The organism is Haloferax prahovense DSM 18310 (genome assembly GCF_000336815.1).
GTDB lineage: Archaea > Halobacteriota > Halobacteria > Halobacteriales > Haloferacaceae > Haloferax > Haloferax prahovense.
In genome coordinates this window covers 30,079-44,943 of record NZ_AOLG01000053.1, presented here as the reverse complement: position 1 = coordinate 44,943, position 14,865 = coordinate 30,079, and the positions used below count along the sequence as shown (strand labels likewise).

Annotated in this window: 17 protein-coding genes; 12 read left to right on the top strand and 5 right to left on the bottom strand. The window is 63.3% G+C overall.

Annotation, left to right across the window (positions count from 1 at the left end; genetic code table 11):
- The first annotated feature begins 1 nt into the window (after position 1).
- The 4 genes from C457_RS15595 to C457_RS15580 are packed head-to-tail and all read left to right on the top strand — an operon-like array spanning position 2 to position 3,403.
- A complete protein-coding gene (locus tag C457_RS15595; protein ID WP_008096149.1) occupies positions 2-1,006 on the top strand; it encodes an ABC transporter permease in 1,005 nt (334 codons plus the stop codon).
- The gene (locus C457_RS15590) at positions 1,003-2,079 is read left to right on the top strand and encodes an ABC transporter ATP-binding protein (protein WP_008096147.1); all 1,077 of its coding nucleotides are present in this window, start codon (positions 1,003-1,005) and stop codon (positions 2,077-2,079) included. Before C457_RS15595 ends, C457_RS15590 begins: the two co-directional genes overlap by 4 nt.
- Positions 2,076-3,194, top strand: a complete 1,119-nt coding sequence (locus C457_RS15585; RefSeq protein WP_008096145.1) for an ABC transporter ATP-binding protein — start codon at positions 2,076-2,078, stop codon at positions 3,192-3,194. The genes C457_RS15590 and C457_RS15585 overlap by 4 nt, the downstream gene beginning before the upstream one ends.
- The gene (locus C457_RS15580) at positions 3,191-3,403 is read left to right on the top strand and encodes a hypothetical protein (RefSeq protein ID WP_008096143.1); all 213 of its coding nucleotides are present in this window, start codon (positions 3,191-3,193) and stop codon (positions 3,401-3,403) included. The genes C457_RS15585 and C457_RS15580 overlap by 4 nt, the downstream gene beginning before the upstream one ends.
- A gap of 461 nt (positions 3,404-3,864) precedes the next feature.
- On the opposite strand, the gene C457_RS15575 is transcribed toward C457_RS15580, so the two are convergent.
- Positions 3,865-5,325, bottom strand: a complete 1,461-nt coding sequence (locus C457_RS15575; RefSeq protein ID WP_049913650.1) for an FGGY family carbohydrate kinase — start codon at positions 5,323-5,325, stop codon at positions 3,865-3,867.
- A gap of 346 nt (positions 5,326-5,671) precedes the next feature.
- Positions 5,672-6,433, bottom strand: coding sequence for an IclR family transcriptional regulator (locus tag C457_RS15570; RefSeq protein ID WP_008096140.1), 762 nt, complete (start codon positions 6,431-6,433; stop codon positions 5,672-5,674).
- 212 nt (positions 6,434-6,645) lie between these two features.
- Here C457_RS15570 and C457_RS15565 point away from each other — a divergent pair, with 212 nt between their 5' ends.
- The 6 genes from C457_RS15565 to C457_RS15540 all read left to right on the top strand — a co-directional run bounded on the left by C457_RS15565 (position 6,646) and on the right by C457_RS15540 (position 11,152).
- On the top strand, positions 6,646-7,071 hold the full coding sequence (locus C457_RS15565; RefSeq protein ID WP_004967184.1) for a secondary thiamine-phosphate synthase enzyme YjbQ: 426 nt from the start codon (positions 6,646-6,648) through the stop codon (positions 7,069-7,071).
- Positions 7,072-7,073: 2 nt separating this feature from the next.
- On the top strand, positions 7,074-7,850 hold the full coding sequence (locus tag C457_RS15560) for a class I fructose-bisphosphate aldolase (protein WP_008096134.1): 777 nt from the start codon (positions 7,074-7,076) through the stop codon (positions 7,848-7,850).
- A gap of 28 nt (positions 7,851-7,878) precedes the next feature.
- Positions 7,879-8,556 (top strand): triose-phosphate isomerase, encoded by a 678-nt coding sequence (locus C457_RS15555; protein WP_008096132.1) that lies wholly within the window; start codon positions 7,879-7,881, stop codon positions 8,554-8,556.
- A 107-nt stretch (positions 8,557-8,663) separates the two neighbouring features.
- Positions 8,664-8,960: a PTS sugar transporter subunit IIB gene (locus C457_RS15550; protein WP_008096130.1), complete on the top strand. Its 297-nt coding sequence runs from the start codon at positions 8,664-8,666 to the stop codon at positions 8,958-8,960.
- 172 nt (positions 8,961-9,132) lie between these two features.
- Positions 9,133-10,575 (top strand): PTS galactitol transporter subunit IIC, encoded by a 1,443-nt coding sequence (locus tag C457_RS15545; protein WP_049913649.1) that lies wholly within the window; start codon positions 9,133-9,135, stop codon positions 10,573-10,575.
- 115 nt (positions 10,576-10,690) lie between these two features.
- Entirely contained in the window at positions 10,691-11,152 is a 462-nt protein-coding gene (locus C457_RS15540; RefSeq protein WP_008096126.1) for a PTS sugar transporter subunit IIA, read from the top strand.
- A gap of 64 nt (positions 11,153-11,216) precedes the next feature.
- Here the strand turns inward: C457_RS15540 and ptsP are convergent, their stop codons facing one another.
- Complete coding sequence (gene ptsP / locus C457_RS15535; RefSeq protein ID WP_008096124.1) at positions 11,217-12,899, bottom strand: phosphoenolpyruvate--protein phosphotransferase; 1,683 nt, start codon at positions 12,897-12,899, stop codon at positions 11,217-11,219.
- 128 nt (positions 12,900-13,027) lie between these two features.
- Between ptsP and C457_RS15530 the strand changes: the two genes are divergently transcribed.
- Positions 13,028-13,309 carry an HPr family phosphocarrier protein gene (locus C457_RS15530; protein WP_081909148.1) on the top strand — a complete coding sequence of 94 codons (282 nt, stop codon included), beginning with the start codon at positions 13,028-13,030 and terminating at the stop codon, positions 13,307-13,309.
- A 130-nt stretch (positions 13,310-13,439) separates the two neighbouring features.
- A complete protein-coding gene (locus C457_RS20695; protein ID WP_162832776.1) occupies positions 13,440-13,601 on the top strand; it encodes a hypothetical protein in 162 nt (53 codons plus the stop codon).
- Between the two features lie 401 nt (positions 13,602-14,002).
- Here the strand turns inward: C457_RS20695 and C457_RS15525 are convergent, their stop codons facing one another.
- Both C457_RS15525 and C457_RS15520 read right to left on the bottom strand, forming a co-directional pair.
- Positions 14,003-14,329, bottom strand: a complete 327-nt coding sequence (locus C457_RS15525) for a DUF7521 family protein (protein WP_008096119.1) — start codon at positions 14,327-14,329, stop codon at positions 14,003-14,005.
- The gene (locus C457_RS15520) at positions 14,329-14,676 is read right to left on the bottom strand and encodes a transcriptional regulator (RefSeq protein WP_008096117.1); all 348 of its coding nucleotides are present in this window, start codon (positions 14,674-14,676) and stop codon (positions 14,329-14,331) included. The genes C457_RS15525 and C457_RS15520 overlap by 1 nt, the downstream gene beginning before the upstream one ends.
- Positions 14,677-14,865 lie beyond the last annotated feature (189 nt).

Below are 14,865 nucleotides of genomic sequence, written 5' to 3'. Positions count from 1 at the left end.
CATGGCAACGACAGACCACACGGACGAGGCGGTGCCGGCCGCGCAAGCCCCCGGTACGCACCACAGTCAGTTCGAGATGTTCTGGAAGGAGTTCCGCAAGAACACCCTCTCGCTCGTGGGGACCGCGATTATCCTCACGATGCTCCTGACCGCGCTGCTCGCGCCGTTTCTCGCCCCCCACGACCCGACGACGCAGTTCGAGGCACCGGACGGCGAACACAACCCGATGCCGATGGGCACCGAGATGATCGTCGAGAACGACGCCGGCGAGGTCGTCGGCACGACGACGGCCTACCTCGGCACCGACCACCACGGTCGGGACATCCTCTCGCGCATCATCTACGGGTTGCGGACGCTGATGACCGTCTCGCTCGGCGTCGTCGGCTTCGCGATGGCGCTCGGCGTGACCGCCGGCGCGATTGCGGGCTACTACCGCAACACCTGGGTCGACGAGGTCGTCATGCGCTTCATGGACATCCTGTTTTCCTTCCCGAGCCTCATCCTCGCCATCGCGGTGCTCGGCGTGCTCGGGGTCGGAAGCACGGAGTACGGCTCGTTCACCCTCCCGAACATCGTGAAGGTCATCGCCGTCATCGGCGTCGTCTACATCCCGAGTTTCGCGCGCGTCATGCGCGGGTCGGTCCTCAAAGAGATGGAAGAAGACTACGTCGACGCCGCGAAGTCCCTCGGCGCGAGCGACCGACACATCCTCGTGAAGGACATCGCCGTCAACACCCTGCCGACCGTCGTGGTCCAAGGGACGCTCTACATGGGAACGGCCGTCCTCGCCAGCGCCGCGCTGTCGTTCCTCGGGCTGGGCATCCAGCCGCCGAACGCGAGCCTCGGGTTGATGCTGTCGAACGCCCGCGGCTACCTCTACAGCGGCGAGTGGTGGTACTCGGTGTTCCCCGGCCTCGTCATCGTCGTCACCATCCTCGGGTTCAACCTGCTCGGTGACGGCCTGCGCGACGCGCTCGACCCCCGAAACGACGGAGGCGAGCGATGAGCGCCGAACCGGACGAACAGCCGGTGCTCGAAATCCGCGACCTCGTCACGCGGTTCTACACCGACGAGGGAACCGTCAAGGCCGTCGACGGTTCGTCGTTCGACCTCTACGAGGGCGAGACGCTCGGCATCGTCGGCGAGTCGGGCTCCGGCAAGTCCGTGACCGCGCTGTCGATGCTCCAACTCGTGGACAGCCCCGGTCGCATCGAGCGGGGGAGCGTCCGCTACCGCGGCGACGACCTGCTCGAAAAAAGCGAGGCCGAAATGCGGTCGATTCGGGGCAACGACATCGCGATGATGTTCCAAGACCCGATGACGAGTCTCAACCCCGTGTTCACCGTCGGCGACCAGATTAGCCGGGTCATCAAGACCCACCAGGACGTGTCGGACGCGACGGCCCGCGAGCGGACCATCGAACTCATGGCCGACGTGGGCATCCCAGAGCCGACCTCGCGCGTGGACAACTACCCGCACCAGTTCTCCGGCGGGATGCGCCAGCGCGCGCTGCTCGCGATGGCCATCTCCTGCGAGCCGGACGTGCTCATCGCCGACGAACCGACCACCGCGCTCGACGTGACCATCGAGGCGCAGATATTCAACGTCCTCGACAAACTCCAGGAGAAGTACGGGATGAGCATCATCCTCATCACGCACGACCTCGGCGTCGTCGCCGGGACCTGCGACCGCGTCGCCGTCGCCTACGGCGGCCGCGTCGTCGAGCGCGCCGGGGTGGACGCCCTCTTCGAGAACCCGCGACACCCCTACACCCGCGGCCTCATGCGGTCGATTCCGCGGCTCACCGACGATACCGACCGGCTGACGCCCGTCAAAGGCGACGTGCCGAACCTCACGGACCTGCCGTCTGGCTGTTCGTTCCACCCGCGGTGTCCGCACGCGACCGCCGAGTGCGAGTCGTACGACCCCGAGCTCCGGGAAGTCGAACCCGGCCGGGAAGCGGCGTGTCTCCACGCGCGCGGCTACAACCTCTCGAAGTCGACCATCGAAACCGAAGGCGTGCAAGCTGACGGCGGTAGTCCTGTGACTCCCGCGACCGACGGAGGTGCATCGCAATGAGCGACGACCCGCTGTTGTCCGTCTCGGGGCTCCACAAGTACTTCACGCAGAACGACGGCTTCATCGACCGCCTACTCGGGGCCGACGAGACCGTGAAGGCCGTCAACGGCGTCTCGTTCGACATTGAGCGCGGCGAGACGCTCGGACTCGTCGGCGAGTCCGGCTCCGGCAAGTCGACGACGGCGCGGTCGGTTCTCCGGCTGGACGAACCCACGAAGGGGACGGTTAGCTACGACGGCACCGACCTGACGGCGCTGTCGGACCGGGAGATGACGGAGATGCGAAAGCGCATCCAAATCGTCTTTCAGGACCCCGCGTCGAGTCTCAACCGCCGGAAGACCGTCGGCCAGATAATCAAACAGCCGATGGAGATTCACGGCCTCTACGAGGGCGAACGCGACGCCCGCGTGGACGAACTCATGGAGACGGTCGGCCTGCCGCCGCAGTACTCCAACCGCTACCCGCACGAGTTCTCCGGCGGCCAGCGCCAGCGGGTCGGCATCGCCCGCGCGCTCGCGGTCGACCCCGACTTCATCGTCGCCGACGAGCCCGTCTCCGCGCTCGACGTGTCGATTCAAGCGCAGATACTCAACCTGCTCGAGGACCTCCAAGCGGAGTTCGACCTGACGCTTCTGTTCATCGCTCACGACCTCAGCGTGATTCGCCACGTCTGCGACCGCGTCGCCGTGATGTACCTCGGCGAAATCGTCGAACTCGCGGACGCCGACGAGCTGTTTTCGAATCCCCAACACCCCTACACGCGGGCGCTGTTGGGCGCGATTCCCCAGCCGGTCCCGGAGCTGGCGCGCCAGCGGCAGGTGCTCGAAGGCGAGGTTCCCTCGCCGCTCGACCCGCCGTCCGGTTGTTCGTTCAATCCGCGGTGTCCCGAGGCGACCGAGGAGTGCACGTCGGTCGACCCGACGCTCGACGACGTGGCGGGCGCCACCGGCGGCCACCAGGCCGCCTGCATCCACGTCGACGAGTTCGAAGTCGGTGCGGGCGTCCCGAGCGCCGCGCAAGACGTCGACGAGCGGTTCAGCATCGAGAACTTCGACGCCGAACCGACGCTCGCGACCGATGGCCGGGGTCGGAGCGGGGGTGACGACGACAGATGAGCATCGCCGTCAAACCGATGCTCCGCATCGTCCTGACGTTCGCCATCGTGTGGTTCTACCGCGGGCTGTTGCCGCCGCTGTCACCCGTCGTGAGCACGGTCGCGCTGGTCGTCCTCGCGGTGCCGACGTGGGTGGTCGTGAGCCGCCTGCTGTTCAACCCCGGCGGGGCGCTGGCGATGGTCGACGACGAGTTCGACCGCGGGGGGTAGCAATCGACGGGGGCATCGTCCGTATCCTGTCCTCGAAGTACGATATGAAAGATAACAGACTATAACTCAATAGTTCAACACAGTAGGTAGTACCACTTGAATTTTTGAAAATTTCTGAATATAGATGTTTGAGGGGCCGAGAGTGGAACATACTGGGATTTCGAATCTATTCCATCATCTAGTACGTTCGAGAGATACCGAACCCCCAAAACGAGATATATCGCAATATTCGCTCGGTACTACGAGATATTGAGAATCACCCGACAACCCACCGAACGAAACTACTCGTTGAATCTGACATGTACTGAGATCTGCCAGAACTGTCGTTTGGAATCTGGACGTAGCCACCCCAAGGTCAGAGTCGCTCGCCATCTCGACTCCGCCCGCTCGTTGTGAATCGAGCGCACGACGCAACTGGCCCGCGATGAGGTGTCCGGGCTACCGAACGGCCGCCCTCGGCGTCACTCCCGTTGATAGAACTCCGCGATGTCTCGCCATCGGTCGAAGTACGTCTCTTTTTGGGTATCGAAGTCCGCACCGACCGACGGGTCGGGCTCGATAACGTCGCGCTCGCGGAGGAGGTTTTCCGCTGCCGTCTCGACGTCGCTGTAAATCGACGTGATGAGCGCGGGGGCCATGACCGCACCGGCGGTCGTCCGCGGTTCCATCTCGACGACCGGGCGGTCCCATATCGACGCGCGGAGCGTGTTCCACCAGTCGTAGTTGCCGTCGAGCGTCGGCGTCCCGTCGTTGATGACGAGCACGCGGTCGATGTCAGTGTTGAAGTGTTCTTCCACCAGCGAGATGTAGGTCCACTCGGTCAGGATGATGCCGGTAATGAGTCCGCGCGCCAGTCGGCCGTGGACTTCCTCGGTCGACAGGGAGTTATCGTAGTTGAGGCCGAGGAGCGACCCCGCGACGTCGGCGTCGAAAAACGGGCTTCGGTTGCCCTTGAGAAACATCTCGTAGCCGTGGCCGCTCGGGACTTGTCGGGCAAGTTCGAGCCCGCGCTCCGGCGTACAGTTGAGGATGCGGTCGAAGAACCACCGGAGGAGGTTGCCGGTGTCGAACGACGCGCCGGGCAGATAGCCGTCGATGGGATGACGGTGGTAGTACAGCGCCGGATGCGGTGAGACGGATTCCGAGACGTACTTGACGACGCTCGACGCGCCGAAGGTGATGCTGAAATCCCCCGGTTTGACGCCGCCGTTCGCCAGCACCGACGCGTTGCCGTCGGTGAGCCCCTGAAAGAGTTTGATGCCCTCGAAGTCGGTCCGCTCGGCTAACTGACCGTCGGCGACACCGATGAACGACCCCGGGGGTCGAATCGCCGGAAAGAGCGACCGAGGCAGGTCGAGCGTCTCGAACAGCGACTCGAACCACGTGGGAAGGGGCGTCGTCACGTCGGCACCGAACTTCAACGCGTTCGTCCAGTCGGTCTCGATGTCGCGCCACGGCGTCGACGCGTCGAACCGGAGCCGATACAACAGCCACGTCGTCGGACTGAGAATCCACTCCACTCGCTGGAACTTTTCGGGGTGTTCCGCGCGAAGCTTCAGAATCTTCGGCAGGGGGCTGGTCGGAGAAAACGCGATGTTCTGGTTAATCGAGAGGCCGGACAGGTCGAGGTCGCGGAGCTTCGACGCCTGTTCGGGCGCGGAATCGAAGTACATCTGCGGTGGGAACACCGGCTCGCCGTACTTATCGACGAGTACGGCCGTCCCCGACGTACTCGCAACCGAGCCGATACCGGTCTGTGGCAGCGCCGGTGCCGCTTCGTGGAGCGCTCGCTCCCACGCGAGCGTCGTCTGCTCGGCGACCGGCGCCTCATCGCCGGCGAGACGTTCGCCGTCGGTGCTGTACACATCGACGTGCACGCTCGCAGTACCGAGATGAACGCCGACTAGTTGCGGGCTCTCCATACCACGGGGTCACGTAGGACGCAGTTAAGTCCTTCCGAGGGTAGTGACCCGTCGAGCGCCCGAGCGCGCAGTTTGGCCGACTGACCGCAGCGGAGTTCATTTGGTGGGTGTTAGCATACAATCTGGTCGAGAGCACGTTCAATTGACATCCGTTTCGATGACGTTGTCATTCCGAGAGTTGACACCGAAATATGAGCGATAAACGAACAAACACGAACTATCGTCGGCATTCTCTCTATTCTGTATCTAAGAACAGTCGTTCACCCCGTCTGAACCGCATCGTCAGGGCCGGCGGCGGCCTGCAAGCGTAGTCGAAACGAGCATTACAAAAATATATATGTAATCCCTAGTGATTCGCGTGGAGTTCGATGACGTTGGCGGCGCTCTGGACGATGTCGGGAACCTCGTCGGTGAACCGTTCGTTATTCATGCGGCTGACGGGCTGCGAGACGCTGATTGCACCCAGGACGGTCCCGTCTTTTGCGATGATGGGTGCGCCAACGCACCGGAGCCCTCGGATGAGTTCCTCGTTGTCCACGGCGTAGCCCCGGTCACGGACCGTCGCCAACTGTGCGTCGAGTTCCGCTCTGTCGGTGATTGTCTGGTCGGTTTCCGCGGGAAGGCCGTGTTCGTCGATGATGTCGTCGACGCGCTCGGGAGGGAGGTGCGCCAGTATCGCCTTTCCGAGTCCGATGGCGTGAAGCGGCCGTCTGAGGCCGGGATAGATGTCTAAATCGACCGCCCGCTCACCCTGTTCGGAGGCGAGATAGACTCCCTGTCCGTACTCCTCGACCATCAGGTTCGCGAGTTCGCCCGTCTGGGACGCCAATCGGTGGACCTCGCGCTTCGCCACCTGATACAGCGGGTGGCGGTGCTGTACGTACCCCCCGAATCCGAGCAGGCGGAGACTCAGATCGTAATCGGTCCCGTCGCGGACGACGAACTTCTCGGCTTCGAGCGTGCTGAGATGGTTGTGGACCGTGCTCTTGTTCATATCGAGTTCCCGAGCAAGGAACGTCACGCTGCTTGACCCGTGTTCTCGGAGCGCGTCGAGCACCCGAATCGTCTTTCGACTCGTTTCGACCCGGTGGGGCGCGTTCTCTGTCATGACTGCGTGTCGTCGAGGCAACCCTAAATAGTTTGTTCCATTGAGTAGAACAGCTGTTCGACTCGGCGAGACAGCGGGGAGAACCGTCGACACCGTTCGAACGGCGGAGCAAGAAGCGTGGAACCGATGTATTTGGTGTCTAAGGGCCGCTGTGCGGTGTTCGGAAAACTGTCGGCAAAAACTATTTACGCTCACTCTCTGAGCTACGGTGTATGGAGATACAGACAGAGAGCTTCTCCATCGAGAGCCACAGCAGGTTCGAGATTCTGAGCGTCACTCCCGAGGTGGAAGCGACCATCGAGGACCTCGGCGTGACCGATGGACTCGTGTACGTGTCGACGCCGCACACGTCTGCGGCGCTCTCGACCAACGAGTACGAAGAGAAGCTCCTCGACGACATGATTGACAAGTTCAAGGAGATCGCCCCCCCGGACGAGGGCTACTACCACGACCTCGACCACATCACCGCGGGCGAGCAGCCGAACGCTCACGCGCATCTCATCTCCGCGATGATCAAGCGACCGGTCCTTCTCGTCCTCCGCGACGGGGAGCTCGACCTCGGGACCTGGGAGGAGGTCATGTTCTTCGAACTGTGCGGCCCGCGCGAGCGAACGATTACCACGACGATTCTACAATAGCCATGACGGACCAACCACTCGGACGATCGGTGACTGTCGCTATCGACCACGGCCTCCATTGGGGTTCCCTCGAGGGGTTCGAGGACCCCGCGGCGCTCCTCGACACGGTGTTGGACGCCGGCCCCGACGGTATCCTGGCGAGCGTTCCCTTCCTGAAGCGCTTCGAGGACCGAATCGCCGCCGCCGACGTCCACACCATCGGCACGCTCGACCTCCTGTACGACTCGACGATGCCGGGCGATATCGAAAACGCCGAAATCCACTCTCAGGTGTTCAGCGTCGAGGACTGCGCCGACGTGGCCGACGCCGCGAAGGTCGCGCTCGTCTTCGGCCGGGAGGACCCCGACGTGCTGAAGGAGAACGCCGAGTTTGTCGCGGCCGCGGCCGAGGACTGCGACGACGCGGGGATTCCGCTCATCGTCGAGCCGACCCTCTGGGGGCAGCGCGCTGACGACGAGTTCGACACCGATTACCTCGCCAACGCCAACCGCCTGGGCTTCGAACTCGGCGCGGACATCCTGAAGACGCCGTATCCACCCACGGGCTTCGAGCGCATCGTAGACAACGCGCCGGTGCCGACGTACATCGCCGGTGGCCCCACCGTCGAGACGGACCGAGAGGTACTGGAGATGGTCCACGGTGCCGTCGAAGCCGGCTCGCAGGGCGTGATGTTCGGCCGCAACGTCTGGCAGCGAGACGACCCTGCCGCCATCATCGACGCACTCTCGGCTATCGTCCACGAGGGCGCGACCATCGAAGAGGCGGAGACGTTGCTATGACCCGCCGAACCACCCCTCAAACCCACTGATGAACCTTCCGTACCCCCACTTTCAGGTCAACTTCAAGGTGTACCCGGACACGAGCGGCGAGGACGCGCTCTCGTTCGCGCGGATGCTCGAAACGATAGAGGCGGAGACCGACGCGCGCTTCGTGTTGACGCCCCAACTGCCGGACATCCGACTGATAACCGAACACACTGACCTCGCCGTCACCGCGCCCGCGATGGACGCCGTCGAGCCCGGTCGCGGGATGGGGAAAATCCTCCCGGAGACCGTCGCGGACGCGGGGGCCGACGGCGTCGTCATCAACCACGCCGAGAACCGCGACACGCTGTCCGACCTCGTGTGGAAAATCGAGCGTTGCCGCGACCTCGATCTCGACTCGGTCGTCTGCGTTGACAGCATCGAGATGGGTCGCGCGGTCGCGGAGTTCGACCCCGACTCGATGATATACGAGATGCCCGAAGACATCTCGTCGGACCGCGCGATCACGCAGACCCACCCCGACCGCGTTCGCGACTTCATGTCGATGGTCGAGACGGAGAACCCGCGCACTCGCGTCCTCGTCGGCGGCGGCATCTCGACCGCCGAGGACGTCCGCCTCGCCTTCGAACAGGGTGGCCATGCGACCGGTGCAGCGTCGGCCGTGTCGCTCGCGTCGGACCCGGAGTCGCTCCTCCGCGACATCGCCGCGAGTTTCCCCTGAGACGACCGCCGACAGCGGGCCGCCCCGTCTCGCTCCGCTCGGTGACTGCGGCGCGTCAGACCGGCGCAATCTTTTTAGTGATCATCGATGATGTGCAATACACGTCAATGACAACGAAAAACATCCTCGTAGTGTGTGGCACATCGGTCGCAACGTCGACGGTCGTCAAGGAAGCGCTGAAAGAGAAGCTCCCGGAGCGTGGTCTCGACATCGGGACCATTGCCAAGGCGAAGGCGACGGAAGCTCCTGGTAAGGTCTCCTCGGGGAACTTCGACCTCATCGTCACCACGACGCAACTCAACAAAGACAAGTTCGACATCCCGGTCATCCACACGACGGCGTTCATGACCGGTATCGGTCAAGACGAGGTCCTCGACGACATCGTCGCGGCGCTCCAAGACTGATTGATACGTCGCCGACGCTGATTTTTCACGAACGATAGCAATATTTATGTGGGATCACTCTCATCCTGAGACAGGGTTGTGAGTTAATAGCATGGCAGTACCAGAAGTACTCTTACAGAGTGGTGTGAGTTCCCTGTTGAATTCTATCAACAGCGTAATCCAATCGTTGGGCGTGAGCGTCCTCCTTCCGATAATCATCTTCCTCATCGCGCTCGCGTTCCGGGTGGACGTGTTGAAGGCGGCGCGCTCGTCCATCCTCATCGGCATCGGCTTCATCGGCATCAATCTCGTCATCGGGCTGTTCAGCGAGAACATCAGTCCGCTGGCCCAACAGATGGTCGAGGTGACCGGTATCACGCTGCCGGCGGTCGACGTCGGCTGGCCCGCCGCCGCAGCCATCGCCTTCGGTATCGCGGAACTCGGCGTCTGGATGATTCCGCTGTTCGTGGCGATGAACCTCGTCCTCTTCGCTATCGGCTTCACCTACACGCTCAACGTGGACATCTGGAACTACTGGCACTTCGCCTTCATCGGCGGGCTGGTCTACATGAGCACGAACAACTGGCTGTACTCGGTGGCAGTCGGGCTGACACTGGGGCTGTTCGTCCTCGTGGCCGCAGACTGGACGCAACCGGCCGTCGAAGAGACGTTCGACACGCCCGGCATCTCCATTCCGCACGGGACCTCGGCACCCTACGCCGTCGCCGCGATTCCGATTCACTGGGCGGTGGATAAGACGCCGCTCGGGAACATCGAAGCCGACCCCGACGCGATTCAAGACCGGTTCGGCATCCTCGGTGAACCAATCTTCGTCGGTCTCGCTATCGGACTCGTCATCGGTATCGCCGCCTACAGTAACGCGCTCTTCGTCGCCGAGAGCTGGTACGCCATCCTCACCGCCGGCATCTCGTTCGCTGCGGTGATGCATATCCTCCCGATGATGGTCGGCATCCTCATGGAGGGGCTGACGCCGCTTTCGGAGTCGATTCGGAACTACATGACCTCGCGGTTCGAAGACCGCGACATGGCGATCGGCCTCGACTCGGCCATCCTGATCGGCCACGAGTCAGTCATCGCGTCCAGCCTGCTCATCGTTCCCATCGCCATCGTGATGTCGATCATCCTCCCCGGCAACGACGTCCTGTGGGGAATCGACCTGGCGACGTTCCCGTTCTTCTTCGCGCTGATGGTTCCCATCATGAACGGCAACATCGTGAAGATGGTCGTCACGGGGACCATCCTGCTCATTCCGCTGCACTACATCTCTTCCGCGGTGGCTCCCCTCCTGACGCAGGCGGCGGGAAGCGCGGGCTTCGACCTCGGTGGCCGCGGGCTCATCACGTCGCCCGTCGCTGACGCGGGGTCGCCCGCGACGGGCATCCTGGCCCTCATCCCGGCACCGGTCGCCCTCGCGGTCGGACTCGTCATCGTCCTCGGCATCTGGGTCGCACTTCGGACGTGGCCCCAGCGGATGTACATGGTCGCCGGTGCGTCCGAAGAGAAAGCGCAGGAGACCGTCGAACGTCGTCACACCGGCAAGGGCGGTGGCCTCCTGCCCAACAAAATCGGCTCGACTGTCGACACGGCGGGCGCAGAGGGTCGCTCCGACGACTAACCGCGCAGTTCCCCGTTGACGTCCGCGGCCCGACCGCGACGAGACACCGTGCTTCGCCGAACCGTCGGCGAACCGGTACCAACACTTTTCTCGGAGACTCGCGTACGACTCATCGATGCGAACCGAAAGCCTCGAACTGACTGGCGAGACGGACGAAGCGGTCCTCACGGAACTTGGCGCGTACGCCTACGACCAAGGCTGGGCCGACGAGAGCTACGCCGACGCCCTTCTGACACGCGAAGCCGACTACCCGACGGGACTCGATATTCCGACGATGGGATTCGGCATCGCCATCCCCCACGCCGACCCCGACCACGTCACAGAACAGGCCGTGCTCCTCGGACTGCCGCCCGCGGGCGAGTCGATAGCGTTCCGAAGCATGGACAACCCCGACGAGCGCGTCGCCGCCGAAGTCGTCGTGTTACTCCTCGTGACCGACACCGACGGCTACTCGTCGTTCCTCTCGAACCTCGCCAAACTCTTTCAGGCCGAGGAGTTCGCCGAGATGACGAAGCGCCGCGACGCCGACGGCTTGCTCGACCTCGTCGTCGAGCGCTGTGTCGATTTCGACGGCTGAAAAGACGAGACGCCATGGAGTGGCGCGTCACGACGAGTGAGCGGCCAGTACTCCACTCCAGTTCTCAGTCGATGAGCGCTCGCACGTCCTCGCGGGTCTCGGCGCGGAGGGCCGCCTCGGCGAGCGCCGCCGCCGACTCGTCGTCGATGCCCTGGACGCCCGCTTTCACGTCGGGAACCGTCACGGCGCTCATGCTCAGTTCGTCGAGGCCGAGCCCGACGAGCAGTTCGGTGAGGGCCGGGTCGCCGGCCATCTCACCGCACATACCGACCCAGGCGTCACCTTCGTGGGCGGCCTCGACCGTCCGCGCGATGGCGCGGAGGACCGGCGGGTGAAGCGGGTCGTGTAAGGAGGCGACGCGGTCGTCGTCGCGGGCCGCAGCCATCACGTACTGCGTGAGGTCGTTCGTCCCGATACTGAGGAAGTCGAGGCGGTCGGCGAACTCGTGGGCGAGAAAGACCGACGCCGGCGTCTCGACCATCGCGCCGAGTTCGGGAACCGCGTAGTCGACGCCTTCGCCGTCCAGTTCCGCGGCGATTGCGCTCACTTCGTCGAGGAGCGCGTCGAGTTCCGTCACCGTCGACACCAGCGGGAACATCACGGCGAGCTGCGCCGGCCCGGCGGCCGCACGCAGAATCGCGCGGACGTGTTCTTCGAACAGTTCGGGTCGCTCGCCCGGCGCGAACCGGACGCCGCGAACGCCGAGAAACGGGTTGTCGCCGGGGTCGGAGTCGACGTACGGAATCGGCTTGTCGCCCCCGATGTCGAGCGTTCGGACGACCACGCGCGACCCAGCGAACGTCTCGCACACCTCGCTGAGTGCCTCGTACTGCTCGTCTTCGTTCGGCGGCGTCTCCCGGTCGAGAAAGAGGAACTCCGTTCGAAAGAGCCCGACGCCGTCCGCACCGCGTTCGGCGGCCGCCACCGCTTCCCGCGGCGTCCCGACGTTCGCGGCGACTTCGACGTGTCGGCCGCCGGCCGTCGTGACGGGGTCGTGTTCCACCGTTGCACCGCTCGATTCCCGCGCCGCGGCGACGGCGTCGGCGTCTGGGTCGACGGTCACGTCGCCCGTGGTGCCGTCGACGACGAGACGCGTGCCGTCGGCGAGGCCGAGGGCGTCGGGGTCGACGCCGACCACCGCCGGAATCGCCAGCGACCGAGCCATGATGGCGGCGTGCGACGTGCGGCCCCCTTCGACCGTGACGAACCCGGCGACTGCGTCGGGGTCTAGCTGTGCGGTGTCGCTCGGGGTGAGCCGCTCCGCGACGAGCAGCGTTCCCTCGGGGAGCGCCGAGAGGTCAACCCGGTCGTGGTCGAGCAGAATACGGAGCAGTCGGTCGCGGACATCTCGGAGGTCGTCAGCGCGCTCGGCGAACATCCCGTCTGCCTCCTCGAACGTGGCGATTGGGTCCTCGAACGCCCGCGAGACGGCGCGCTCGGCGGTGACGCCGTCTTTGCTGATCGCGGTCTCGACGCCCTCGGTTATCTGTGGATCGGCGAGGAACTGCTGGTGCGCGTCGAATATCTCCGCCTCTTCGGTGCCGACGCGCTCGGCCGTCTGTGACTGCTCACGGGCGAGTTCGTCCGCGGCTGTCTCCCGTGCCGCCTCGAACCGCTGAAGCTCAGTTTCGGGGTCGGCCGCCGACCGCTCGCTCTCGTCGAGGTCGACCGTCGAATCGTACTGGACGACCGTGCCGACACCACGTAGCGGCGTCACCCCGACGCCCGAGATTCTACGGTCGCTCATCGGTCCCTCGTAGCTACCGCTGGATACGCTGCGCTTGCGAACATGGCGTGCGACTAGTCCACGTCCGCCGGCAAAAACGCTCGCCAAGCGGAAAGGCCTTAGTACCGGCGTGGGAAATGGTGGCACGGATGGCAGCGAAATCAGCGACAGTAGTCGTAGAGCACGAGACCGGTCTCCACGCACGCCCCGCGTCGATGTTCGTCCAGACGGCGTCGAAGTTCGAGACGGACATCTCCGTGCGGAAAGCCGGCGGGGAGACGGAAGTAGATGCGAAAAGTAGCATCGCCGTCCTCTCGCTCGGTGTCGGCCCGGACGAGGAAATCGTCATCACCGCCGACGGCAGCGACGGTGAACAGGCCATCGAACGACTCGTCGAACTCGTCCAGAACGACTTCGACCTCGATCAGTAGACGGCCGCCCGGGCTCGCGGTCGACCGCGACGCTCGACGGCGTGGCGAGCGCGACCCGCGGCCACAAAGCCGCTTGCACCTTCGACGCCGAACCGACGCTCGCGACCGCCGGCCGGGATGATGACGACAGATGAGCATCGCCGTCAAGCCGATGTTCTGCCTCGTTCTGACGGTCGCCATCGTGAGCCGCCTGCTGTTCAACTCCGGCGGGGCGCTGGCGATGGTCGACGACGAGTTCGACCGCGGGGGGGAGCGGCCTCGCGGGGTGTCTGTGTCTCTCGTTCGGAGATAGAAACATACAATAATTGAGGGGAATGGAGATTATCTAAAGATATGTCATTTTAGGTCTGTTCGGACAGTACATATAAATAGACGTATCAGGCCATCTATCGGTGTTTGAGGAGTATTTGTCTTAGACTGCTATTCGAGTATCGATAATCTGGCCTAGCTGGCCAGATATTGAATTAATCAGCGTACTCGCGTATTTCCGAGCCTAATTGACAGCAAAAACTCATATTTCGAAAATCTATTTCTGATTTATGATAGTATGTCCTTGCCACGAACGGTCTCCCCACTCCGGAGTGACGTTCGTTACCGAGAACGACGGAGACCGAGTCGCCTCCGGTGCTGGACGGGTTCTGAAGCGCGTGCGAACGACACGGAAGTCGGAAGCGCCTCGGACTCGGTTGACCCCTAGGACCCACTCCGAAGCGCAAGTGAGTAGATGATAAACGACAGTCCGACGATTTGGCTTATCGCGGTCCCGAGCGGCAGATAAAACATGTAGATGTCGACGTGGAGCCCAAACGAGGCGGTGGCGAGCGACATGAGCGGTGGAATGACGGTGACGAACGCGAGGCCGACCGCGAGAAACAGCATTCGTCGGTTCGCGTTCCGACGGTATCCGTGGTAGGCCTGGAAGACGATAAACAGACCCATCACGATTGTGACGAAGAACGCGACGAACAGCGTCACGTAGCGTATCGGCAGCGTAAGAAGGTCAATCTGAAGCGGTTGCATCACAGTTCCTCCCAGATTCGCGTGAAGCGGTCCGCCATCGTTTCGGGCTCCCGTTCTTCGATTGTGAGTTTGAGTTCATTGTTCTCTAATTCCACCGTGAGGCGCTTGAGTCGTGCTTTGTAGACGCTGTAGTGGTGCCCATCGCCTTCGAGTTCGGTCTGCTCTTCGAGAAGCCCGCAGTCGATCAAGCGCTCGGTGCGCCGGTAAATCGTCGGGAGCGACGCGTCGCACACTTCGCTAAGCTCTTTGGCGGACTTCGCTGTCGTGTCTGTCGACGTGAGGATGGTTCGTGCGTATTCGTCGTCGAGGAGGCGGTAGACTTCCTCCGATGCGGACTCCTCACACACAACGGGATATCATCGTGAGTGATGTTTATCGGTGCGTCGATTTTCTGGCCCAGAAAACGTGCGTCGCCCTATATGCTCTCGGGGCGAGACGGCAGTCGGACATCTGTGACCCGGTCAAACTTTCCGACCCAGAAAATCTGTGTCGGTGTTTAATCACCTATCTCCCGCTTGCTCTCTCGTGAAACGACA